Genomic DNA, 22460 nt, shown 5'->3' with positions numbered 1-22460 from the left:
ACGCAAAAAATGACCTCGGGATTCAGTACGACACTGACTATCCTGAGGCCTTTTTGTCTAGACTAATTTGTGTTTTCGGAGGATTCATTATGAAAATTAATAGCTTACTGTTTATTAAAAGGGGCAGAAGCTTACTCCAAATACGATTTTTATGAATTAACATTGATTGATACTGCAAAATCCGAATTTGTTTTCGATTTTGCCTCATCTCGATTCAACCCAAATTTTTTTGATACTATCCCATTCTACAACTACCTTAATTACGATTCTTTTAAACCGGTGACGTCTTGGTAGATGTATGCTCTTGCGAGACTTCGAAGATTGGAAACTACTTAGTTCATTTCCATTCCCCTTACTTTTAAGTATAAACATTCTGGAGACTTATCCAATGAAAAACGGCGGTATCATACTGTTTGTACAATTAAGTTGATTCTATGAAGGTCCAATTGAGCTTGGTTTCATATTTGCCGGGCCGTATTGATCCCGGTTTGAGTCTTAAGAGTAGGCCCTCATCTTTGCTCCAATTTAAGTAGTGAAGCTGTTGATTTTTTGCTGAGGTAGCTACGGAAGTGGGATTGTTTGAAATATCTGTAAAGGTATTATTTGTAGGATCATGGAGTTGTAATGTTGCCGGTAAATAAAGATTCTTTTTCTCATCATGAAAAGGATTTTCCTGAGCTACTTGTATTTGAACAGAATTAAAACTCCGGCGCTGGTCGTCAAAGTCAATGATGTTGTTTGGAGCGTTAGTATCATTCAGACGATAGATTAAAGAATTTGGGACATACGTTTGAATAGGACTAAAAGTAATATCATGAATTGTTGGGAATAACATGTTTGTTATGAAATGAAGGGATACTGTGGTTCCATTGTTGTGATAACTATTATCATTATCGCTATCAAGATATGTTCCGTAAATCACGGGAGTTGATTTAAATTCAAAATTGTTTGAGATTTTCCCTACATTTAAATTCAATTCGATATTTAAATCTTCATTATCTTTAAATTTAGCCAAATCAAGAATTAATTTTTTCTCTTTTAGGCTTTCAGTTTGAAGCTTATATTCAATGTGTTGATCATCATTGATTTTTAGATTAGTAATATCCACTTGTAGTGGTAATGGAATAACCAAAGTTTGATCTTTTAGATTAGTTTTATTGGCATTAGATAAATGAAGTGTATAAGTTAGTTTATCGTCTTTAGAAACATTGGCTAGGTTGGTTTTCGTATCTAACGGATCATCTTTATTACTGGTGTTTTGAATTTGATTGTCGATACCAATAATAGAGTTGGAAATTGTCAATTGAGCCTCGTTTGTTTGAAAGGTTTTTTTCTTATGATATTCATCCGTATAAGAAAAAACTGCATAATACATTGATCCATCGAGATTAGATTTCAAATTATTCAAAGTTAACTCAGTAGTATTACTATGAGGCAATTTGATACAATTGCCATGGACGGATTTCTTTTGAAACCAATTAATAGAAACGTCATCAGCATCATCGCGTTTATCATCAGATAATCCCTGAATTTTAAAAGTCACATTGTCACCTAATTTGGCGTTAATATCATCTAATCCGCCACCAACACGAATTTCCTTTTGAGCAATCTTGGTTTTCTTATTGATAGAATTTTTTACCAACGCCTTAATTAAAATATCACCAGAGTATTCATTGCTAACAGGAGTTATTTCGCCATTTGAATTTATATGAGCTATAGTATCATCACTAGTTGACCATATTATGGGGTCAGTGGCTTCTTCAGGATTTCTAGAACTTGTAGCGTAAATGGCGTTATCTAAAACTGAATTACCAATGTTTAACAAATAAGGAGAACTAGTTTCAATAGATAGATCTTCTGTATCAATCGGCTTTTCATTGATTGCCACTTTGATTATTTTTGAATAATAAGGCCCATGAATTGTATAACCAGCAAAAGCTTTATATACAGCTTTAACTTGATAATATTTAATTCCTTTTCTTGAAGTATTGATCTTTAAATTACCGGTTTTGTTGTTAGAAATCGGACGCCAGTCTGTCTTGTTATCAGAAATCCACCAAGAATAAGTTAGAAATGCAGGTAGAGGAGGACGAACAGCTTGTAAATTTAAAGTGAAATCGTCATTAATAGTTAAAGATTTAAATGTGTAATAATTTTTTTTGAATCCCCCTTGTGTATAAAAAATCCCCCTTTTAATAGGATCTGGTGAAGGAGTAAAAGGTGGGCGAACTTGCTCATACGTTTGTAAATCAGTGGTATCTGCCGAAGTATTTTGTACTGTTGATTGATAAGCAAGTGGTGCAATGATGATCGTTAAAAATAGCAGAAATTTGAAAAGTGCGGTCGTCATAATATTTTTCTCCTCAATTGTCTATACCAATTCAGTATTATATAAAACATCATGATTATAAGATAGTCTAGTTTGCAATTTAATTTTTAATAATCAAATATAAATAACAAAAGAGCTTACGAATAGACATCGTAAGCTCTTTTTTTGAAATATGTTTTTAATTACATTTTTACTTTTGGACGTAAAGTGTAAGCCATAATCAATGAAATAACTGAAGTAATCAAGAGAACGTAAAAACTAGTTCCTAATGATTTACCAGTAGATGCAACTACTTGGCCGGTAATCATTGATGAGTTGACATAACCGAAGGTAATCACTACATACAAAGCAGCATAGAGGATTGAAGGTAAGAAGGTGAATAATCTAACCAAGCGAATCGTTCCACGTGATCTGAAGCAAGCTGCAATCAAGGCAATGACTGGTGACAAGAAACAAATCAAACGAATAGCAGACACACCATTGGTAATCCAAACAGGCTGAGCAACGTAAGCACTAGTCCGACTAGCAGCACTAGTAATTGTTGCTGAAAGAGAGAAACCATCTAAGAAAGGTCCGCCGATTGAAGCGATGAAACCAATTATTGATGACACAATGATAGCCTTTTGAGCTGTTGTCTTATGATTTGGTTTGAGACGGTCAGCGGCAGTTTCGTATTTAGGTTTTTGCTTATGAGTTGTTTGAGCAGTCGTATCAGGATGATCATCATTAGAATCTTTATTAAAAGAAGTCTCGTGTTTGAGAGCTTTATTTGCTCCAACTTCATTACCATGACGGAGTTGTGAAAGTAGGAACCACAAAATAATAACGATGGCTAAGGCAATATAACCGTAGTTTCTTTTAACAACTAACAAAATAGCCGTAATGATGACTGCAAAGATACTGATATAAGCATTATTTTTCGCAAATTTGATCATGTTATGGATAAAACCATCATTAGGGTCAGTTTGTTCAGCCTTTTTCTTAGCCTCTGCAGCACGTCTCTCATTTTCTGTTGGTGCGAAAGGATCTTTGATTGGGTCTTTGATAGGATCTTCGTAAGAATGGTAATCAGTTTCATGTTCTTGAGTCTTTTTGTAAGGCTTTTGAGAAATGGGATTAAAGTCATTCTTGCTATAAACTTGAGTCTTATCATCTAAAGGTTCATCGGCACTAGATTTAGCAAATGAAGATGGGTGTGAAGTAGTATTACCAGATTTGCTATAAGTTTTCATCTCAGGTTCAGGATCTGGACGTTGGACCTTAGGATGGTCAAAAGAACCATATTCTCTTTGTTGAGCAGGAGCTTGTTGTAATGGAGCTTCAGATTCTTTTTCTGATTTATCTTCTTGATTTAATTCATTTTCAATATCTGACAATGAGCGGATAGTGTCATCATCTTTTACTTGATTAGTAGTTTCAGTCTTTTTCTTCTTTAGGGCGTAGCCGCAATTATCACAAAATTTTTGATCTGGATCGACTTTATGACCACAATTTGGACAAAACATTATTCATTCCTCCATTATGTTGACAAAATAAGTATACAAGACAACCTCTATCATAGGAAGACATTCCCCGGAAAGTTCACAAAAACGTCACATGTTGTATATCCGAAACTTAATTATACAAAATATTCTTAGACTTTGCTTAAATAAATAAAAAAACCTCACACATCGGGAAATGAGTGAGGAAAACGATTGTAGGTTTTGTATTAGTCAAACTTCAAGGTATGGAAATGTTGCAAATCGGTAGCGGGAGAGAACAGGCTGGATTTTTGAGTAAGAGGTGAGGTTCGTCTCTCCCGTAGTTGTATTATAACGAAACCTAATTCCTCAGTGCCAATCTAGTTTGATATAAGTGGATATTAACTTGTTGATTATTCAGTATAAATTGACTTTAATTGTTTTAATTTAGCAGCATCAACGCCTAAAGCTTTATCCAAATAATTATCAAAGGTTCCATAATAGTGTTCGATAGCTCTAAAGACAGAAGTAATACTAGCCAAGTCAGCCTTAGTCATGTTCATCTTGTTAATATCTTGATTACCGTTTTCGTCATTTAAAGTATTTTCAATCGTATCGATGTCGTCATACATTAAGTTAGTTAATAAATAATCTTTGGTGATAGTCTCTTCGTCTACATCTAAGGCTTTTAAGACTAACAAAGCGCCAATTCCGGTCCGGTCTTTTCCAGCCGCACAGTGAAAGAGCAGTGATTGCTTTGGTTGATCATTGTGCAACATTAAATCAAATAAAATTTTGTAAGCTTGTTGACCGTGTTTATCGAGGACAACGCTTTGATAAATCATACCTAAATAAGAATAATTGTCGTGATTGATCATCATAGCTAACTTGTCGCCGTTACCTTTGAGTGGATAAACAGGGTCGGAATATATTTTGTAAAAGTCAGAAGTAGTATCAGCCCAAGTCCGTTGTTCGCTGTTGGAACGAAAGTCGACTACATACCGTAATCCGTAATTTTTAAGGTATCTTAAAGATTTTCCTGTTAGATTACTTATATCCCCTGAACGTAAGAGTTTATTATATTTAATTGTCGTTCCATCTTTAGTGGGATATCCACCTAGTTCACGTAAATTTATTGCACCTTCGAGATTTAGTATACGTTTCATTTTGTCCTCCCCTGGTCGTTGCGTATTTTAGGTCATTAGAAGTATTATAATAATAAGGTGATTTATGGTGAGAAATAAACTTTCAATTATTATGACAGCTTATAATGTAGCTGATTATATTTCCAGCTCGATCGATTCAGTGATTGCTCAAACTAATCGAAATTTTGATTTAATTATTGTGGACGATTGCTCTACAGATCAAACTCAAAAGATAATCCGTTCTTATGCTCAAAAATATGATTGGATTTCGGTTATTTGCCACGCTCAAAATTTTGGCGTTTCAACTGCTAGAAATACAGGTCTAAAAAATGCCGATGGTGAATTTTTAACTTTTATCGACGGCGATGATTGGGTCGAACCTGATTATGTCGAACATTTTTTAGACGTTTTTTCAGATCAAGATGTTGATATGGTAACTTGCGGTTTCTTTAACGAAACTGAAAGTGGCAAAGTCAAAAATAAATTTACCAAGCGTCAAACTAGTATCGTTGGTCGTGAAGAAGCTACTAAGCTCATTATCAAGATGACAGGTACAGTTATGGGTTACACATGGAACAAAGCTTACGTCCGTTCAATCATTGAAGAGCATAAGTTGATGTTTCAGACTGATTTGGATTTGATGGAAGATCAAGTTTTTAATGTCGAATATGCAGCTCATGCTAGAAAGTTCTACCTTGATAATTTGCCACTGTATCATTATATTTCCCGCAAGGAAAGCATTACTAATCGTTTTGCTATGGAAAATGTCAGAGATATTGGTGTCGCTAGAATGAAAGTTTATAAAACCATTCGAGAAAGCACTCGAAATGAGAAAAAACAGATTTAATATATATATTAATAGGTAAGTCGAGCCGAGTGCTTGGCTTTTTGTATGCCATCAATCATCTTAAGAATAACATTTTGTTGGATGAAAATGCTTACAAAGGAAATTTTTGTTACTTAAAGATTGAAAGTAATTTAAATAAATAATGGGACTGTTAGTCAAGTAACATCCAAATGTCATAATATGACGGACCTCAATGATAGAATTTGAAATGATCAAAGAGGGGGATGTCGAACATTGACTAATAAAGATGTTAACAGTAAAGAACGTGCTCTTATTATTGCATTCAGAATGTTTTTTGGTGAGAAAATTAATGTAAAAGAAACTGCCGAAACTTATGGTGTTTCTAAGAGAACCATCTTGAGAGATATTAGTTCAATCAGACATGTTTTGGCAGACAAAGATTTGGCCAATTACCGTTTTGAATTAAAATATAATGAAAGCCACAATAACTATAATATTTTTGATAATGGAATTTTGACTTTAGAAGAAGCGTTGTTAGTTCTGATGACTTTGGCAGGTAACATTCCAGATATTAATTCGGATTCACTTAACAAAGTGTCGAAGGGAATAACTGATTTAGTGGCTACTTCTAAACGTCGACAATTAGGACCAGCTTTATTAAATGCTAAGGAAAGTTATATGGCCTTGTCTAATAAAAAGGATATTTTGCCACGGGTAAAGAAATTTTTGATTTGGACTATTGATCATAAGACAATTCATTTCACAGATGCGTCGGCTGATTGTAGTTTGGATGGCGTACCTTTAAGTATTTTTGTCAGAAACCGTGATTGTTTTGTATTGATGTATGTGGCTGGGGATATTAATCGTAATATTGTTTATCCGATTGATAAATTGACTAATTTAAGTGAAAGTAAAAAGGAAATAAAAATTTCACGAACTAATTTAGAAAGTCATGGTGATTTTTACTAATTTAAGGGGTTCGATAATATATAATCAAACTGACAGGGGGATTTAAAATGGAAGCTGATAAAGAGAAATTAGATCCTGAATATCAAGATATTGAAAAAAGTGGTAGTCGTTATCGAATCTTGAATATTTTTACACGATTTTTAAATCATGAAACAATGACAATGGATTGGGCAACTGATCATTATGAAGCCAATAAAACTGCTATTCAAAAAGATTTTAAACTTATCAGAAGAATTTTGGCCCAACAAATGCCAAATCGACAGTTAATTTTGGATAAAACTAATTCTGAATATCACATTAGTCGAGAAGGTGTGATTGACGGTGCTGATGCGATAGCACTCTTAAAGATGCTGATAGGAACTAGAGCTTTTTCAAAAGAAGAATTAAAAGATTTTTCCAGTGATATTTTAGACTTAGTTGATGATAGTGCTTATCGTAATATTAAAATTCTATTATCCGCTACGATGGCTGAATACAAACCGGTTAAAGTTAGTGATGACTTACGTGAACGAATTAGGCGTTTGTCGGAATGTATTTTGAAAAAGAGATCCGTCACTTTTAAATATCACAGTAGTCGTCAAGGCAGTGATGCTTCAAAAGATATTATTGGGGTTCCTATCAATATGTATTTTGACACCTCATATTATTACGTGATGATTTATGTTTTAAAGGATGCTGATCCAAAAGACAATCCACGAATTTTTCGTTTAGATAGATTCGAGTTTCCAATTAGCTCAAGTAAAAGAGCCATTAATATTCCTTATTCAAAAAAAGTTGATGAAGGAACGATGTTGAATAAGACTCATTTATTAAAGATGGGCAATGATGTCAATTATCGTTTTGAATACTTCAGTTATCCACAGACTGCCTTGGATAAATTACCAGGTTCTAGGATTGTGGAGAAAAAGGAAAATAGTGTCATCATTGAAGGTAGTATTTTTACTGAAGGAGCGTTGTTGTGGATCTTTAGTCAGGGGAATCAATTGAAAGTTTTGGGACCTAATTCATTAATTAAAGAAGTTAAACAGCGTTTGGCTGATACCATGAAATTGTATGAAAAATAAAAAATCGTTTGGAAGTTAATCCAAACGATTTTTTTGAAGATTATTTTTCTAAAATATTCATTACTTGCTTGTGAACTATGTCGGCTTTCCAGTAATGATTATTACTTCCTGAATAATGGTACATGGTTTTTACGGGACGCTTAGCGTAATTAGTCAAAGCTTTATTTACATTTCCACCTAGGGCAACTAAAGTAGCGTCCTTTGAAATACCAAGGTTATCTAGATGATTTTCAAGATTGATAACGTCATCTTGTGTGATATTAACATTCTTACTTGAACTTTCAATAACATGTGATACATCAGTCATGAAAGAGCCCCAAAGATCAGTGTTGTATAAAGCAGCAGCTAAACGATAATCCATACTGCCTTTTTTCCCATGGAAGTTTAAGAACAATTTATCTGGGTCTTGATTAATAGCGGCATTTCCTTGATTCATACCGATAATAACGTATTTTGTGTTTTTTAAACGTTCATCGATATCGCCAGTTAATTTATCCATAGGAAAATGATTTGGTTGATAGTTTGCACCAAAGGCCTTTTCACGGTCATCTGGTGTCATACCAGTTAAATCATCGTTAGGAACGTCCCAGATTTCCCAGCTATCTATCGAAATAAATTTTGCATTTGTCATATAAATATTCCCCCAAGTAATAATTTTTATCGATTTACGTTTTTAGAATAACACGTAGGCATGTCATAATATGTCACTCTAAAGCCATTACTTGAATAAAGTTAAATTAAATATTATTTTTTTTACCATGCTATAATAATTGCATATTGGGCAGTTGCAGGCGATACCCAGACCAAACATTGCCGTTGTCTGAAAGGAATTCCTATGAGAATAAATGTATTGCAACATACTCCAAATGAAGGTCCTGGAATGATCCAAGATTGGTCACAAGAACATGGGCATCAAATGTATATCTATCACCCTTATCAATTCGGACATTTACCATCTGCTGAACAGACAGATATGCTAGTTATTCTTGGCGGACCAATGAGCCCTAATGATGATTTACCTTGGATAAAGCAAGAACGTCAATTGATTAAGGATTTATTGGCTCAAAACAAGCCACTATTCGGTGCTTGCTTTGGTGCTCAACAAATTGCGAAGACGTTAGGTAAGGAAATCAAAAAGGCTCCAGCTAAAGAAGTAGGTTGGGCACCAGTCTATCGACAAAATGAAGCAATCTTTGGTATCCCTGAAAAAATGACAGTTTTGCATTGGCATGAAGAGATGTTTGAAATCCCAGAGAATGCTAAATTATTATTCTCAAGTGATAAGGTCAAAAACCAGGGTTTTGTTATGAATCATCGAATCATCGGCTTGCAATTTCACATTGAACCTAAAGCTGATAATGTGCGTGAAATGGTAGTGAATGATTTTCCATATCTTGAAGGTTCAGTTTTGAATCAATCAGGTGAGAATATTTTGAATACACCAGTACCTGCAGAGAATAAGTTGATTTTAGACCGCATGTTAGATTACATTACAAACTGAGGTGGCATTTTGAAAAAAGCAATTATTTACGTTCATGGTAAAGGTGGCAGTGCTTTAGAAGCAGAGCGTTTTAAGAAAAATTGCCCTGGTTTTAAAATGATTGGCGTTGATTATCGAGAATATTTACCTTGGATTGTTGAGAAGCAAGTACGCGAGACTTATGAGAAATTAACGTCAAAATATGACCAAATATTTTTGCTGGCTAATAGTATTGGCGTTTACTTCTCGATGTTAGCCTTGCAAAATTTACCAATCAAAAGGGCTTTGTTTATTTCGCCAATTTTAGATATGGAAAAATCAATCACCGATACACTCAAGGAAAATAATTTAACTGAAATAGATTTAAAGAATCAACAAGAAATCACTTTAGGTCGTAAGACTTTATCGTGGAAGTATTTACAGTTTGTTAGAGAGCATCCAATCACTTGGCAAACAGAAACCGAAATTCTCTATGGTCAAAAAGATGATCATACTTCAAATGAAGTTTTGAATGATTTTATCGAGAATCATAACGCTCATGTAACGATAATGAAAAATGGAGAACATTGGTTTCATACAAAAGAACAATTAGCTTTTTTAGATAATTGGATGCAAAAAACAGTCGAATCGTAAAATTCGGCTGTTTTTGTTATTAATCGAATGAACGATTATTGTATGGAGGATATCCATCGACACGTACAGTAGATTCGTCATCGATATTCCATTGAATTTTATTGACGTCAGAATAAAAGTTACGACTGGCAAATGAACTTGATACGACATCGACAATTGGTGAATCAGTGGTAAAAGCAAGGTAACGGCCTTCAACGATTGAATTATTGAGAGCATAAAAATCGCTGTCGGGACATTCATCATTGGCATTTATAGTCATGCGAATAAAAGTTAATGATGATTGGAAATCAACGCCAATCGAATGATTGATCAGGCAGTCTTTTTGCTTACAATTTGAATTTTTTAAATAGAGCGTGTTGATTGTATCATTGACGAGTAAATTAGGGCAGTTTTCGAGATATAGACCAGCAGTTTCGATATCAGCAGTTGAAACGACGGAATCATAAAGTGCAAAAGAGGCATTTTTACAAAAAATCGTATTCCAATTGTTGTTAAGAGGATGTAAGAAACGAACGTTTTCAGCATAAAAATGGGCGTCATCGTATATACCAACGGTATTCATCGGACTTTGACCAGATGAAATGGTCATGTTTTTTAGAATAATTTGAACATCATTGCCAATCAAAAGATATGCATGGAGTTTTATCGCACGATTATTGGAATTGTCACCGATGATATTGATACTTTTTTTCAAATTGAAATAGTAAGGTTCATCATCAGAGAAGTAATCGCCATCAGCCAATTTGATGGTGTCAAAAGGTTTAGCAAGATTGAGAGCAGTTACTAGATCTAATTCCTTTTTGTTTGTGTTTTTGATATAGAATGTTGTCATATACGCAAGCCTCCATTTGTTTTATAGTTCCATTATATGGGGACTAGTAGCATAATATGGTAATCTAAAGAAACTACACAAAAATAAAAAACATCAATTCAGATATAGTCGATTAGCGATTTATATGAATTGATGTTTATTTGTTTGATCAAAAAAAATATAGAACCACTATCTAGTCTGGAATAGCAAAGAAAATTAGCTCAGTAGTGAAATTATTCTTAGCAACTTGTTGCTTAGAATAAGGCCGAGTTTTGAGATTTTGCGCACTTGGTTTATGCAAAAGCTCAAAATCGAGCCCACTACGTTCCAGCTAAATTTTCTTTGCTATGGAGGACGGAATATTACACTAATTAAACTCAGAAGGAACTATAATCTTTAAATTTTCTTTTTCAAATGATACTTAACAATACCAGTATCAGAATCTTTAATATCTTTTTTTTCGTCTTTAGCAAAGTAAACAGCAAAGCTCTTATTGTCGGAAACATCTTGTGCAACTACTAGGGATGATTCGTAGGGATCCTTTGCTTTATAAATTTGTGCCCCACGGACTGCTTCGCCGTAATCTTTTGAGTTGGCAATAGCATCGCCGGGGTTAAAAAATACCATTTCATCCATAAGTAACACATCCTTTCTCTTTTTTTCATTATACAATTATTGGCTAAAAGAATGGAAAGAATAACAATATCATTAACTTTTATTAAAAGGTTTTCTCCGCTATACTATGACATATGGAGGGTATATAGATGACTAATGTTGAAGATTATATTAAACAAAATGTTTTTGGCAAGCCACAGTTAAAGCCTGATGAGAAGAATAAATTCTTGGGAAACTTTGCTGAAAGAGTAGCAATTGCTTTAACGATTGCCCAATTAAAAAATGAGGATAATATCAAAACAGTTGAAAGCGTTATGAAAAAATATCCACAGTATCATCTGTACTTAAATGGAAAAATTGATTCATATATACTGGATAAATACCTACAATTGAGTGTAAAATTAAAGTATAAGTTTACAATAGTTTCACAATCGGGAGTCCGTAATAAAGACCGTGCCTTAACTGATAATGACATGGGACTAGTTATTGCTAACGAGGGTAAACCTGTTGATAGACCAGTGCTTATATAATTTTGGAGGACAAAAATGTCTAATAGCTCATTAGATAAAATTGCTTTACTTTCTTTAAATGGTAATAAACCATTAGCAAAAAGAATTTCTGACTACATGGGAATTCCATTGTTGGATGCTACCGTTTCACATTTTAGTGATGGTGAAATCAACATTCAAATGAACGAAAGTATTCGTGGAAAAGACGTTTACATTATTCATTCAGTTTCTGATCCTGTTAATGACAACTTCATGGAATTGATGATTGCTGTAGATGCTTTGAGACGTGCTAGTGCTAACAGCATTACTTGTGTATTGCCTTACTTTGCTTACACACGTTCAGATAGAAAATCTCGTTCTAGAGAACCTATCTCAGCTAAGTTGTTTGCCAATATGCTAGAAATGGGACAAGTTGATCGCGTTATTGCCATCGACATGCATGCTGATCAAATTCAAGGATTCTTTGATATCCCTGTTGATCACTTACGTGCTATGCCAATTTTTGCTAGCTACTTTGAACAAAAAATCAAGAACCCTGACGAATTCGTCTTCGTAGCTCCTGACCACAACTCAACTAAACGTGCTCGTGCTTTGGCTGAAGTATTTGGTTCACAAATTGCTATCGTTGACCAAAGATCAACTGAAGATGATGATGTTATTCCTGATATTATTGGTGACGTCGATGGTAAACAATGTGTTATCGTTGATGATTTGATTGATACAGGTACTAGAATGATCAATAGTGCTGAAGCAGTTAAAAAGGCCGGTGCCAAGACAATTTCTGCCGTTGCTACACATCCAATCTTCTCAAAGAATGCTGCAAAACGCTTAGAAGCATCAGACTTGATGGAAGTACTAGTTTCAGATTCAATTGTCGTTCCAGAAGAATGCCATTTTGATAAATTAAAGATCTTATCTGTAACTGATTTAGTTGGCGATGCTATTCGCATGACTCAAGATAATGAATCAATTGACTCATTATTTGATGTTCGTGATAGCTTCACAATTATTAAATAAGTTAATTAATCTCAATCCTTAGTGATTGGGATTTTTTTGTTATCAAAATACTTAATAATGGAAAAATAAAAAAATTGTTGTTAAGGTAATGGTACTTGAGGAGGTTTTATTAATGAAAGTACTTATTATTGGTGCCCATGGTAAAGTGGGTCGTTTGTTAGTTGACGAGTTGAAAGCTAGAAAGATTGATTTTGCGGCTGGTTTGCGTAAAGAAGAACAGATCAAAGCATACCAAACAGATGGTATTTCAACTCAATACATTGATTTAACAGCATCTCCAAAGGATATTCAAAATTCCATTGCTGAATCTGGCGCCGACACGATCGTCTTCTCCGCTGGTGCCGGTGGTGCTGGATATGACAAGACAATTGAAATCGATTTGGACGGAGCTATCAAGACAATGGATGCCGCTCAAATTCTTGGTATCAAGCGTTATGTCATGGTTAGTGCTGTTTACAGTGATGATCGTACGAAGTGGGAAGCTTCAGGAATCAGACCTTATTACGTAGCTAAGCATTATGCTGACAAGTATCTTCGTAGCACAAACTTAGATTACACAATTGTTCATCCGGGAACTTTGACCGATGATCCTGCAACTGGAAAAGTTAATATCCAAAGCAATTATGAAGGTGGTTCTGTAGCAAGAGCTGATGTCGCAAAAGTTATCGCTCAAGCTATTCAAACTCCATCATCAATCAAAAATGAATACAATTTCTCTGCTGGAGATCAAGATATTCAAGACGTTATTAGATAACAAAAAGGAGCCTGATTGTGGGCTCCTTTTTTGGTGCTTTAATTAATGTCAGCGTCAGCTAAACTCCATTCCAAAACCCCAGTATATTTACCAGCTTCGTTCAAACCAGTTTGTTTCAAGATTACACCCGTGTCATCTTTCCAAGAATCAGAAATCATTGTTTCAGTTTCTTCAGGATAACTGTGATTGTCTTGTTCAATCAAAGTTGGCGAATCATCTAAAGCAGATCTTTGGTCGTCATCGATATAAAGTAAACTACCGGCGAATTGTTCGTTGTCATTAGCTTTAGTTAGAGGTGTGACTACACGAGTTCGTAGTTGCCAAGGGTTGTTACGACTTGTTACTTTAACGTAGCCATCATCTTTACGTTGGATGTAGTCAGCTTTGCTAGAATAATTGATATCATTGAAAGAAATACTCTTGGAGGCATCGACTTCGAGAATTTTATCAGGAACTACTTCAACGAAAAACTGAACATTATTAGAAACCTTAGAGTCCTTGTCGGTTACAGTGATTTCAATTCGGTGAGGGTTGTTCTTTTCTAATGAGAAGGTATCCCAAAAGTCACTTGTCGAATCAAAGATTGTTTCATTGATAGGAATTTCGATTTTTTCAGTCGTATCATTGCCAGTAACATTGAGTTTACTTTCAATCTTTTTATAATTATCGATATTGATATCAACGATTAATTCATCTCCAGGAACAAATTTTTGCTCAGGATTGTAGGACAATTCGATAGGTAAAGTGATATTAGGATTATCTTGTTGGAAACGAAGGGTGTAATTTTCTTCAAGCCCTTTAGCCATTAAGCTCCAGTTCTTCTCATAACGGATGTTAAATTCTGGAGAACTAGTTGAAATGATGGCATTGCTACCGTTGAAGTAGGCGGGTGCTTTTTGAACTAGATGGTCTTTTAAATCTTTATTAATAGCTGTTCCAAAAATTTTAATATTGGTAATTTTATTGTCGGCGTTATCGAGATCTTTGGAAAGTTTTTTGTTAATTAAACGGCTGTTAATGGAGACTTTGGTACTAGTACTTTCAGCTTGACCACTAGTCAAAGAGACATCTGAAACTAATAGGTCGTCTTGAGTACCGTCTTGATATTCGATGTAGCCGATACGTTTTTGCCCGGGAGTATTGGGACTGTCTTCTTGGCGAAAATCTAAGTAAGTTTCCATATCAGGGATTTGGATAGCAGCGACAATGTCTTTCCAAGAAGGTTTTTGTGAATCGGGAAGAATCTTGGAATCAGATTTGGTGTCATCATCTTTAGCGTGACGAATTTCATAATTTAAATCGACCGAGTCGCCACTGTTGACGTCAATGTCAGTTGATTGGTCAGTAATAGTTTTGTTTAGCGTTAAGTCTGTTATCGAACTGTTGGCGATTGGGCTAGGGGAGTCAGGTAGAGTTTCCAATTTGACATATTTGTCAAAAACAGTGCCTTGACTAGAATCATTATTTTGTCCCAAAGTACTATTGGCTCCAGTAAAGCCCCAATAAACGTTATAGTCACCATTGTGAACATCGAATGTACTCATTGGGATTTTTATAGAAGAATCTACACGCTTGAAGTATCTGTTACTAGTCTTATTTGTATTTGTGATGCCATTCTCATCTTTATCATTAAAAGAATAGCTTAAAGTTCCGGCAAGAAGATTTTCATCTGGTTCCCAACTTATTGTTACGTGATGCCATTTTACACCATGCCCAAAGTAATCTTCATCATCGATTAATTCAGCTTTTTGTATATTTGAATGAAACAATCCCATGGTTGAAGAGACTTTATCATTTTCAAATTCAGTAGGTAATGAAGTGGTTGGAAAAATATTTGAATACGAATATGGAGAGTTAGGTAAAGCAAATGCAATATGTCCTGTAGAATCACTATCCATAGTGTTTCCGTTTGCCTTTATTCCTAAGAAAGATTCTGGTAAAAGAATATTGTCAGGAAATCCAACATCGGCGGGAGATTTACCGGCATTTTTTAAATTTCCATCAAAAGAATGAGATGTAACATATTTGTCAATTGAAGTGATACCAATCTTGTCAGTTTTGTATTGGAGAATTATGGGGGTTGAATCATCTCCAGTATCACTTGCTTTATTTACATGCGAATCGAATTCTAATGCAATGCTATTTTTAATCGCAGTATTAGAAATGATATCGGATGTAGCTGGAGTCGCAGAGATACCAAAATTGATTATGGATGTATAATCTAATCCATAAACACCTAGGCCTTGTAAACCTGCACCCATGGCCGTTGTTTTGCGAGGATCGTTTTGCAATACAAAAGCCATACCTTCACCATTAGATAATTTCGAATTATTGTATTCCCCGAATGATAGCCAGGCTGATATACTTTGCTTTTGTGATAAATCCCACATTTTGTTATCCCTAGACCAAATTGTTCCGTAAGTACCAATATTTTTTGTGTGCATATCATAGACTAAACTCATTGATTTCTTTTGATCACTTCCAGGGCCACTAGTGAGTTTGATAGTTTCATTGTTTAAAATAGTAGTACTGTTTGTTGTAAAAGGATTTGAACCGTTTGGTGGATTAATGACTGTTGGTGTACTAATAACCATATGGTCATTCAAAGGCAAACCCACTGGTTCAGCTTTAACAGTAGTCAAAGGTATAAAGAAGTTTATAAGTAGCACAAAAAGGGATATAAAAATATATCCAATCAGATGCTTATGATGTCCTTTCATCGAAATTCACACCCCTAAAATGTATATTCATTGTATACAGTAGTATATCAATAAATGAATACGCTTTCATTTCATTTATTAAAAATATTATTTTTCCTAAATGAAACGCAAAAAAACCGATCCCAAAAGGAATCGGTAAAAGTTAAGCCATCGTATCTTCAACGACATATTCGTTTTTATTTTTGAAATTAGGAAGAATTTTATTCTTAAGTTGTTGGTTTTCGAAGATGACCGCGTCATATGGGTGATCCTTCAAGTAGCTTGCAACTTTATTAGTAAAATAATTGAATTTCAAAACATCATGCTTATTGGATTTTTTAGAAAATTTCTTAAAGAATGAATTCAAAAGTGAATCAAATAATAAAATCCGTTTAGGTATCTCAATTGATTGAGTATTTCTCGTATACCAAATTTTTTGAGTTCCTGGGGTAAAAATGACATCAACATCACTATTGTAGGGAATCTTATTGATATCTAAAGCTACGGCAATAACTTTCTTTGTCTCTGACATAATCTAAGACTCCTTTCTATAACTTCAACTGCATATTAGCATAAGAAAAATTATATTATTTAAAGATTGCTTGATGATTTTGTGAAGATACGAGCTGAAGCTTAAAGGAGTAAGGAAAGAGCTATATATACATTCCGTCATTCCTGTATATATTCTAAGATATCACCGGGCTGACAGTCTAGTGTTTGACAGATTTTTTCTAAAGTTGAAAAACGAATTGCTTTAGCACGTCCATTTTTCAAAATTGAGATGTTAGCTTGCGTGATACCAACCTTTTCAGCCAATTCGGTAACAGTCATATTCTTTTTGACTAGTAGAAGATCTAAATTTATTTTTATCATTTTGACCTCCTATATCGTTAATTCATTTTCTTGTTTAAATTGAATCGAGTTGATCAGAATTTTTTCCATGACTGAAATAAAAGCGGCAATTGCACTGGGAAAGAAGATAAATCCTAAGGCAACAATAATTAATCCAGGAGCATCATCGATATCGGCAGCCTGATAAGCTATCGGTAAAATTGCGAGTAGAACAACTGAACAGGCGATGAACAGATAGCGGACCATTCTAACGAAATGTAGTGCCTGTTGGGTAAAGAAATTATGATTGTCAATCAATTTGAAAATTCTAAATAAGTAGTAACTGATGACAAGGACTAATAGACCCACAGTTAAAAAGGTCACGCCAGCAACTGTTGTTAATAAATCAAAGGGATGATCTTGAATAGCGTTAAGCATGCTCATCGATAACATGACTACAAAGAATAAAACAAAAGCATCTATAATCAAAGTAACAAATTTTAGTAAAGTAGTTTTGATTTTCATAATCGAAATCTCCTTTGTGATTAAGGATATTTTAGCTCATTTTATATTGATAAACAATATGAATTTATTGAAAAACAATAAAGAATATACTTTTGAATATTTAGCTATTTATTTTTGATATAAATTTTTTATAAAAAATGACTTGACGAGCATTGTAGAAAACGCTATCATAATGCTCGTAAACAAAAAGCGTGTTACTGATTCGATCAGGCATAAACCTACTAACTTGTTACACTATAAGTGTAAGATTAGTGGGTATTTTTTTTGAGGAGGGTATATTTTTGAAATTTGTCAAAAATTATAATAATAATGCCGCTCTTGTCGTCGATGATGAAAACGTTGAATGGATGATTGTTGGAAAAGGAATTGGATTTGGCAAGAAGCCGGGTGATTTGGTGGACGCATCAAAGATTACTCAAAAATTCAAATCAGTTAATAATGATGAAATCGATACTTTAAAAGAGTATGACGAAGACATTATTAATGTAACGACTGACATTGTTCAAGACGTCGAAGCTTTCTTGAAAGTTAAATTCAATGACTATCAATATTTGATTTTGGCTGATCATATCAATTTCGCGTATAAACGTGCTAAAGAACACATTGAGTTTACAGATCGAGCAGTTAGTTGGGAAGTTAAAAAATTATTCCCTAAAGAATATCAAGCTTCTGTTCGAGCTATTGAAATTATTCGAGAAGATTTGGGTGTCATGTTTCCAAAGGGTGAATTAGTTTTTCTAACTTATCATTTCGTTAATCTCGAAAATGAAAAGGAAACTTTGCAAGATACGATTCAAGTGTCAAAGATGATTGCGGATATTATTAATATTATTCAGATCAGTTATCACACGACTTTGGATGATGAATCATTTAATTACAGCCGCTTGGTTTCGCATTTGCGATATTTTTTAATTAGAAAATTAAAATCAAACAATACTTCAACTGAACAATTGGATCCGAGTTTATTGAAGCTGATGATTATGAAGTATCCTGATGAAAATGCGACAGTCCAAAAGATCTCAACATTTTTACGCAATACTAAAGGATGGGCACTTTCCCAAAATGATCAAGTTTACTTGATTTTACACGTTTGGCGAGTGACTCATCGTAACAATTAAATATAATAGCGTGTTACTGTTCGGCAGGCATAAGCTCAAGACTTACATTACTCAACACTTTTGGTGTGGGGATGTTGTCTTGAGCTTTTTTTGTTGGAGAAGGAGGATATTATGATTAAAGATTATGACGGCTTAGCTAAAAAAATAGTTAAGTTAGTTGGTGGCAAAGACAATGTCAAAAGCGTTGTTCACTGTGCTACTAGATTACGTTTCAAATTAAAAGATGAGAAAAAAGCCGGCACCGAAGAATTAAAAGATACAGACGGTGTCGTTACAGTTGTTCAAAGTGGTGGTCAATACCAAGTTGTTATTGGTAATGAAGTTGCCGATGTTTACGATCATGTTATCAAAGTGGGTGGTTTCCCAGATGGTGGAGCTGTTCCTGATGATTATGGTGAAGAAGACGAAAATATGAGTCTTCTTGATAAATTTATTGATTTGATTTCTGGTATTTTCGCTCCAGCCTTAGGTATTTTGGCTGCTACCGGGATGATCAAAGGTTTAGCAACAATTCTTTTGACCTCCGGTTTAATTACTAAGACCTCTGGTACTTATGTAATTCTTTATGCTATTGGTGATTCATTCTTCTACTTCTTACCAGTTATCTTAGGACTTTCGGCTGCTAAGAAGTTCGGTGTTGATCAGTTTATCGGTATGACGATCGGTGCGGTTTTGGTTTATCCAACTATCGTAGCTTTGAATCCTACTGCCGTGGCTGGTAAACCACTTTTCACATTGTTCTCAGGAACAATGTTATCTTCACCAATTCACATTACTTTCTTAAAGATTCCAGTAATCATGATGAACTATACTTCATCAGTTATTCCAATTATCGTAGCTGTATGGTTAGCTTCCAAAGTTGAAAGATACTTCAAGAAGATTGTTCCAACTGTTGTTAAGACATTCTTAGTTCCATTCTTTACATTGTTGATTGTCGTTCCTTTGACATTATTAATCATTGGACCTATCACTTCATGGGTCAGTGACGCATTAGCTGCTGGAGCTTCAGCCCTATACAACTTGAGTCCAATTATCACAGGTGCTGTTCTTGGTGGTTTATGGCAAGTACTTGTTATCTTCGGATTACATTGGGGACTTGTTCCACTACAAATGCTTAATTTACAAACACTTCACAGTGATCCAATTCTAGTTCTAACAATTGGTGCTTCATTTGCTCAAATCGGTGCTGTTTTAGCCGTTATTACGAAAGTTAAGAGTAAGAAAGTTAAAGGTTTAGGTTGGTCCGCTTTCTTGTCAGGTATCTTTGGTATTACTGAACCAGCTATTTATGGTATTACTTTGCCACGTAAAAAAGTTTTTGCTATGAGTTGTGTCGGTGCTGCTATTGGTGGTGCTTTTCTAGGTCTATTTGGTACTAGATATTACATGACTGGTGGTTTAGGTGTCTTCACATTGCCTAGTTTGATTGGCCCTAAGGGTATCGATATGGGATTCTATGGTGCTTTGATTTCATTTGTAATTTCATTCTTATCAGGTTGGCTTTTAGCTTTGTTCTTCGGTTTCAACAAAGAAGATTTGAAAGCTGAAAATTCTAAACCAGAACATGTTGAAAACACAAATGCAGAACCACAATTAGCTACAGCAACATTAAACTCAGATTCAGCTACAGCCACAGCTGCTCCTGAAACTGTTGAAAAAGATCCAGTTACACCTGAAACGGTCGTTAGTCCAATCAAAGGTTCTGTTGTTCAATTAGCAGACGTCAAAGATGAAGTATTCTCTTCTGGTGCTTTAGGTAAAGGAATCGCTATTATGCCAGACGAGGGTAGAGTTTATGCCCCAGTTGATGGTAAAGTTTCCGTCGTTTTCCCAACTAAACACGCTATCGGAATCAATTCTAAAGACGGTGCTGAATTATTGATCCACATTGGTATGGATACAGTTCAACTAGAAGGAAAAGGTTTCACTAGTCACGTTGAACAAGATCAAGAAATTAAAAAAGGTCAATTATTAATGGAATTTGATGTTGACGGTATCACTGACCAAGGTTATGACGTTACAACTCCAATTATCGTGACGAATAGTAAAGACTATAACGATGTCGAAGTTGTTGCTGATGGTCAAGTTAACGATGGCGATAATTTGATTAATTTGAAATAGGCTTGTTTTCAAGTCAAAGAAAACGTTACCATATTAATAGATTGTAAAGAAGGAGAATTTAATTATGACAGTATTTCCAAAGAACTTTTTATGGGGTGGCGCTACTGCTGCTAACCAATACGAAGGTGCCTGGGATGTTGATGGCAAAGGTGTTAGTACAGCTGACCTCTTATTAGGTGGTACATATGAGAAGCCACGTGTCTTCACTAAGACCGTTAAACAAGGCGAATATTATCCATCTCACCAAGGTAGTGACTTTTACCACCACTACAAGGAAGATATTAAGTTACTAGCAGGCATGGGTTACAAGACTTACCGTTTGTCAGTTGGTTGGACAAGAATTTTCCCTAACGGTGACGATGACCAACCTAATCAAAAGGGTTTGGACTTTTATCGTAATGTCTTTGAGGAATGTCATAAATACGGTATTGAACCATTAGTAACAATTTCTCACTATGAAATGCCTTATCATTTAACTGAAGCTTATGGTGGCTGGGGTAACCGTAAGGTAATCGACTTTTACGTTAAATACGCTAAGACTTTGTTCACCGAATACAAAGATCTCGTTAAATATTGGTTAACATTTAATGAAATCAATATCGGTATGATGTTTGGTGGCTATATGTCACTAGGACTTCCAGTTGAAGACGGTGCTGCACCATTCAATCCTAAGATGAGTAACGACGATATCCAAGCTAACCTACAAGGCTTGCACCATCAATTCGTTGCCAGTGCTTTGGCAGTTAAAATTGGTCACAAAATCAATTCTGATAACATGATTGGTTGTATGATTGCCGGTAACGTTAACTATCCACTAACATCTAACCCTGACGATGTTTTGAAAGCTCAATTGGCCAACGAAATCAACAACTACTATTGTGGTGATGTTCAAGTTCGCGGTGCTTATCCACACTTTGCTAAACGCTTCTGGGATGAACATGATGTTAAGTTAGACATTACAGCTGAAGATAGTGAAGTACTTAAAGAAGGTACAGTTGACTTCTATAGTTTCAGTTACTATTCATCAAATACTTTGACAACTGATGAAAGTAAAGCTGAAGCTGCTGGTAACTTCAGTACTGGTGTGAAAAATCCTTACTTGAAGTACAGTGAATGGGGCTGGGCTATGGATCCTAAAGGTCTACGTTGGTACTTGAATGATATCTATGGACGTTACGGTATTCCTATCATGGTCGTTGAAAATGGACTAGGTGCTCGTGATGAAGTCAAAGCTGATGGTTCAATTGACGATGATTATCGTATCGAATATCTCAAAGGTCACATCGAACAAATGAAAGAAGCTATCAAAGATGGTGTCGATTTGATTGGTTACACTCCTTGGGGTTGTATCGATCTAGTTTCTGCCGGAACTGGTCAAATGGCTAAACGTTACGGATTTGTTTATGTAAATCGTGACGATAATGAAGAAGGAGACTTTAGCAGAACTCCAAAGAAGAGTTACTACTGGTACAAGAAAGTTATCGCTTCTGATGGTGAAGATTTAGAAAATAACTAAGCATCTGGATTGCACGTTGTTAAAAAATCTTCCATAATATAGGTGAAATCTCAAAG

21 protein-coding genes are annotated in these 22460 nt (G+C 34.8%); 11 read left to right on the top strand and 10 right to left on the bottom strand.

Going from position 1 to position 22460, the window contains the following annotated elements; translation table 11 throughout:
* Positions 1-421: 421 nt before the first annotated feature.
* The 3 genes from G6534_RS09315 to G6534_RS09305 all read right to left on the bottom strand — a co-directional run bounded on the left by G6534_RS09315 (position 422) and on the right by G6534_RS09305 (position 4955).
* Positions 422-2350: a hypothetical protein gene (locus tag G6534_RS09315; RefSeq protein WP_182082630.1), complete on the bottom strand. Its 1929-nt coding sequence runs from the start codon at positions 2348-2350 to the stop codon at positions 422-424.
* 161 nt (positions 2351-2511) lie between these two features.
* On the bottom strand, positions 2512-3834 hold the full coding sequence (locus G6534_RS09310) for a zinc-ribbon domain-containing protein (protein WP_182082629.1): 1323 nt from the start codon (positions 3832-3834) through the stop codon (positions 2512-2514).
* Between the two features lie 368 nt (positions 3835-4202).
* Positions 4203-4955 (bottom strand): tyrosine-protein phosphatase, encoded by a 753-nt coding sequence (locus G6534_RS09305; RefSeq protein WP_059075030.1) that lies wholly within the window; start codon positions 4953-4955, stop codon positions 4203-4205.
* A gap of 64 nt (positions 4956-5019) precedes the next feature.
* Here G6534_RS09305 and G6534_RS09300 point away from each other — a divergent pair, with 64 nt between their 5' ends.
* The 3 genes from G6534_RS09300 (at position 5020) to G6534_RS09290 (ending at position 7775) form a co-directional block, all read left to right on the top strand.
* On the top strand, positions 5020-5781 hold the full coding sequence (locus G6534_RS09300; protein ID WP_238788887.1) for a glycosyltransferase family 2 protein: 762 nt from the start codon (positions 5020-5022) through the stop codon (positions 5779-5781).
* 234 nt (positions 5782-6015) lie between these two features.
* Positions 6016-6711 (top strand): helix-turn-helix domain-containing protein, encoded by a 696-nt coding sequence (locus G6534_RS09295; RefSeq protein WP_059075027.1) that lies wholly within the window; start codon positions 6016-6018, stop codon positions 6709-6711.
* 47 nt (positions 6712-6758) lie between these two features.
* On the top strand, positions 6759-7775 hold the full coding sequence (locus G6534_RS09290) for a helix-turn-helix transcriptional regulator (protein WP_182082628.1): 1017 nt from the start codon (positions 6759-6761) through the stop codon (positions 7773-7775).
* Positions 7776-7815: 40 nt separating this feature from the next.
* Here G6534_RS09290 and G6534_RS09285 read toward each other — a convergent pair whose 3' ends face one another.
* On the bottom strand, positions 7816-8406 hold the full coding sequence (locus G6534_RS09285) for a hypothetical protein (protein WP_182082627.1): 591 nt from the start codon (positions 8404-8406) through the stop codon (positions 7816-7818).
* A gap of 204 nt (positions 8407-8610) precedes the next feature.
* On the opposite strand from G6534_RS09285, the gene G6534_RS09280 reads away from it, so the two are divergent.
* The gene (locus G6534_RS09280; protein WP_059075025.1) at positions 8611-9276 is read left to right on the top strand and encodes a type 1 glutamine amidotransferase; all 666 of its coding nucleotides are present in this window, start codon (positions 8611-8613) and stop codon (positions 9274-9276) included.
* A gap of 9 nt (positions 9277-9285) precedes the next feature.
* The gene (locus G6534_RS09275) at positions 9286-9888 is read left to right on the top strand and encodes an alpha/beta hydrolase (RefSeq protein WP_059075024.1); all 603 of its coding nucleotides are present in this window, start codon (positions 9286-9288) and stop codon (positions 9886-9888) included.
* Positions 9889-9907: 19 nt separating this feature from the next.
* Here the strand turns inward: G6534_RS09275 and G6534_RS09270 are convergent, their stop codons facing one another.
* Together G6534_RS09270 and G6534_RS09265 are read right to left on the bottom strand one after the other, a co-directional pair.
* Entirely contained in the window at positions 9908-10720 is an 813-nt protein-coding gene (locus tag G6534_RS09270) for a hypothetical protein (RefSeq protein ID WP_059075023.1), read from the bottom strand.
* A gap of 375 nt (positions 10721-11095) precedes the next feature.
* The gene (locus G6534_RS09265; protein ID WP_059075137.1) at positions 11096-11335 is read right to left on the bottom strand and encodes a hypothetical protein; all 240 of its coding nucleotides are present in this window, start codon (positions 11333-11335) and stop codon (positions 11096-11098) included.
* Positions 11336-11463: 128 nt separating this feature from the next.
* Here G6534_RS09265 and G6534_RS09260 point away from each other — a divergent pair, with 128 nt between their 5' ends.
* The 3 genes from G6534_RS09260 (at position 11464) to G6534_RS09250 (ending at position 13594) form a co-directional block, all read left to right on the top strand.
* Complete coding sequence (locus tag G6534_RS09260; RefSeq protein ID WP_059075136.1) at positions 11464-11844, top strand: YueI family protein; 381 nt, start codon at positions 11464-11466, stop codon at positions 11842-11844.
* 15 nt (positions 11845-11859) lie between these two features.
* The gene (locus G6534_RS09255; RefSeq protein WP_059075135.1) at positions 11860-12840 is read left to right on the top strand and encodes a ribose-phosphate diphosphokinase; all 981 of its coding nucleotides are present in this window, start codon (positions 11860-11862) and stop codon (positions 12838-12840) included.
* A gap of 112 nt (positions 12841-12952) precedes the next feature.
* Positions 12953-13594: an SDR family oxidoreductase gene (locus G6534_RS09250; RefSeq protein WP_059075134.1), complete on the top strand. Its 642-nt coding sequence runs from the start codon at positions 12953-12955 to the stop codon at positions 13592-13594.
* Positions 13595-13632: 38 nt separating this feature from the next.
* Here G6534_RS09250 and G6534_RS09245 read toward each other — a convergent pair whose 3' ends face one another.
* From G6534_RS09245 to G6534_RS09230, 4 genes are all read right to left on the bottom strand, one after another.
* The gene (locus tag G6534_RS09245; protein WP_182082626.1) at positions 13633-16314 is read right to left on the bottom strand and encodes a hypothetical protein; all 2682 of its coding nucleotides are present in this window, start codon (positions 16312-16314) and stop codon (positions 13633-13635) included.
* Positions 16315-16456: 142 nt separating this feature from the next.
* Positions 16457-16825 (bottom strand): hypothetical protein, encoded by a 369-nt coding sequence (locus tag G6534_RS09240; protein WP_059075132.1) that lies wholly within the window; start codon positions 16823-16825, stop codon positions 16457-16459.
* Between the two features lie 137 nt (positions 16826-16962).
* A complete protein-coding gene (locus G6534_RS09235; RefSeq protein WP_119317167.1) occupies positions 16963-17166 on the bottom strand; it encodes a helix-turn-helix domain-containing protein in 204 nt (67 codons plus the stop codon).
* Positions 17167-17175: 9 nt separating this feature from the next.
* A complete protein-coding gene (locus tag G6534_RS09230) occupies positions 17176-17649 on the bottom strand; it encodes a DUF2975 domain-containing protein (RefSeq protein WP_182082625.1) in 474 nt (157 codons plus the stop codon).
* Positions 17650-17930: 281 nt separating this feature from the next.
* Here G6534_RS09230 and G6534_RS09225 point away from each other — a divergent pair, with 281 nt between their 5' ends.
* The 3 genes from G6534_RS09225 to G6534_RS09215 all read left to right on the top strand — a co-directional run bounded on the left by G6534_RS09225 (position 17931) and on the right by G6534_RS09215 (position 22404).
* Positions 17931-18767, top strand: coding sequence for a PRD domain-containing protein (locus G6534_RS09225; protein ID WP_059075130.1), 837 nt, complete (start codon positions 17931-17933; stop codon positions 18765-18767).
* 111 nt (positions 18768-18878) lie between these two features.
* Positions 18879-20888, top strand: a complete 2010-nt coding sequence (locus G6534_RS09220; protein ID WP_182082624.1) for a beta-glucoside-specific PTS transporter subunit IIABC — start codon at positions 18879-18881, stop codon at positions 20886-20888.
* Positions 20889-20952: 64 nt separating this feature from the next.
* Positions 20953-22404: a glycoside hydrolase family 1 protein gene (locus G6534_RS09215; protein ID WP_059075128.1), complete on the top strand. Its 1452-nt coding sequence runs from the start codon at positions 20953-20955 to the stop codon at positions 22402-22404.
* The last annotated feature ends 56 nt before the right edge of the window (positions 22405-22460 follow it).

The sequence above is a fragment of the Companilactobacillus pabuli genome (assembly GCF_014058425.1).
Taxonomy (GTDB): domain Bacteria; phylum Bacillota; class Bacilli; order Lactobacillales; family Lactobacillaceae; genus Companilactobacillus; species Companilactobacillus pabuli.
The sequence above is the reverse complement of the archived record's forward strand: the minus strand, read 5'-3'. Positions and strand labels throughout refer to the sequence as shown.

What these genes read in the sequence shown, in the direction of transcription:
- G6534_RS09315 (WP_182082630.1), bottom strand. Translation starts at nt 2,350, where the DNA reads ATGACGACCGCACTTTTCAAATTTCTGCTATTTTTAACGATCATCATT.
- G6534_RS09235 (WP_119317167.1), bottom strand. Translation starts at nt 17,166, where the DNA reads ATGATAAAAATAAATTTAGATCTTCTACTAGTCAAAAAGAATATGACT.
- G6534_RS09290 (WP_182082628.1), top strand. Translation starts at nt 6,759, where the DNA reads ATGGAAGCTGATAAAGAGAAATTAGATCCTGAATATCAAGATATTGAA.
- G6534_RS09260 (WP_059075136.1), top strand. Translation starts at nt 11,464, where the DNA reads ATGACTAATGTTGAAGATTATATTAAACAAAATGTTTTTGGCAAGCCA.
- G6534_RS09305 (WP_059075030.1), bottom strand. Translation starts at nt 4,955, where the DNA reads ATGAAACGTATACTAAATCTCGAAGGTGCAATAAATTTACGTGAACTA.
- G6534_RS09310 (WP_182082629.1), bottom strand. Translation starts at nt 3,834, where the DNA reads ATGTTTTGTCCAAATTGTGGTCATAAAGTCGATCCAGATCAAAAATTT.
- G6534_RS09215 (WP_059075128.1), top strand. Translation starts at nt 20,953, where the DNA reads ATGACAGTATTTCCAAAGAACTTTTTATGGGGTGGCGCTACTGCTGCT.
- G6534_RS09255 (WP_059075135.1), top strand. Translation starts at nt 11,860, where the DNA reads ATGTCTAATAGCTCATTAGATAAAATTGCTTTACTTTCTTTAAATGGT.
- G6534_RS09270 (WP_059075023.1), bottom strand. Translation starts at nt 10,720, where the DNA reads ATGACAACATTCTATATCAAAAACACAAACAAAAAGGAATTAGATCTA.
- G6534_RS09300 (WP_238788887.1), top strand. Translation starts at nt 5,020, where the DNA reads ATGGTGAGAAATAAACTTTCAATTATTATGACAGCTTATAATGTAGCT.
- G6534_RS09245 (WP_182082626.1), bottom strand. Translation starts at nt 16,314, where the DNA reads ATGAAAGGACATCATAAGCATCTGATTGGATATATTTTTATATCCCTT.
- G6534_RS09240 (WP_059075132.1), bottom strand. Translation starts at nt 16,825, where the DNA reads ATGTCAGAGACAAAGAAAGTTATTGCCGTAGCTTTAGATATCAATAAG.
- G6534_RS09265 (WP_059075137.1), bottom strand. Translation starts at nt 11,335, where the DNA reads ATGGATGAAATGGTATTTTTTAACCCCGGCGATGCTATTGCCAACTCA.
- G6534_RS09250 (WP_059075134.1), top strand. Translation starts at nt 12,953, where the DNA reads ATGAAAGTACTTATTATTGGTGCCCATGGTAAAGTGGGTCGTTTGTTA.
- G6534_RS09220 (WP_182082624.1), top strand. Translation starts at nt 18,879, where the DNA reads ATGATTAAAGATTATGACGGCTTAGCTAAAAAAATAGTTAAGTTAGTT.
- G6534_RS09285 (WP_182082627.1), bottom strand. Translation starts at nt 8,406, where the DNA reads ATGACAAATGCAAAATTTATTTCGATAGATAGCTGGGAAATCTGGGAC.
- G6534_RS09280 (WP_059075025.1), top strand. Translation starts at nt 8,611, where the DNA reads ATGAGAATAAATGTATTGCAACATACTCCAAATGAAGGTCCTGGAATG.
- G6534_RS09230 (WP_182082625.1), bottom strand. Translation starts at nt 17,649, where the DNA reads ATGAAAATCAAAACTACTTTACTAAAATTTGTTACTTTGATTATAGAT.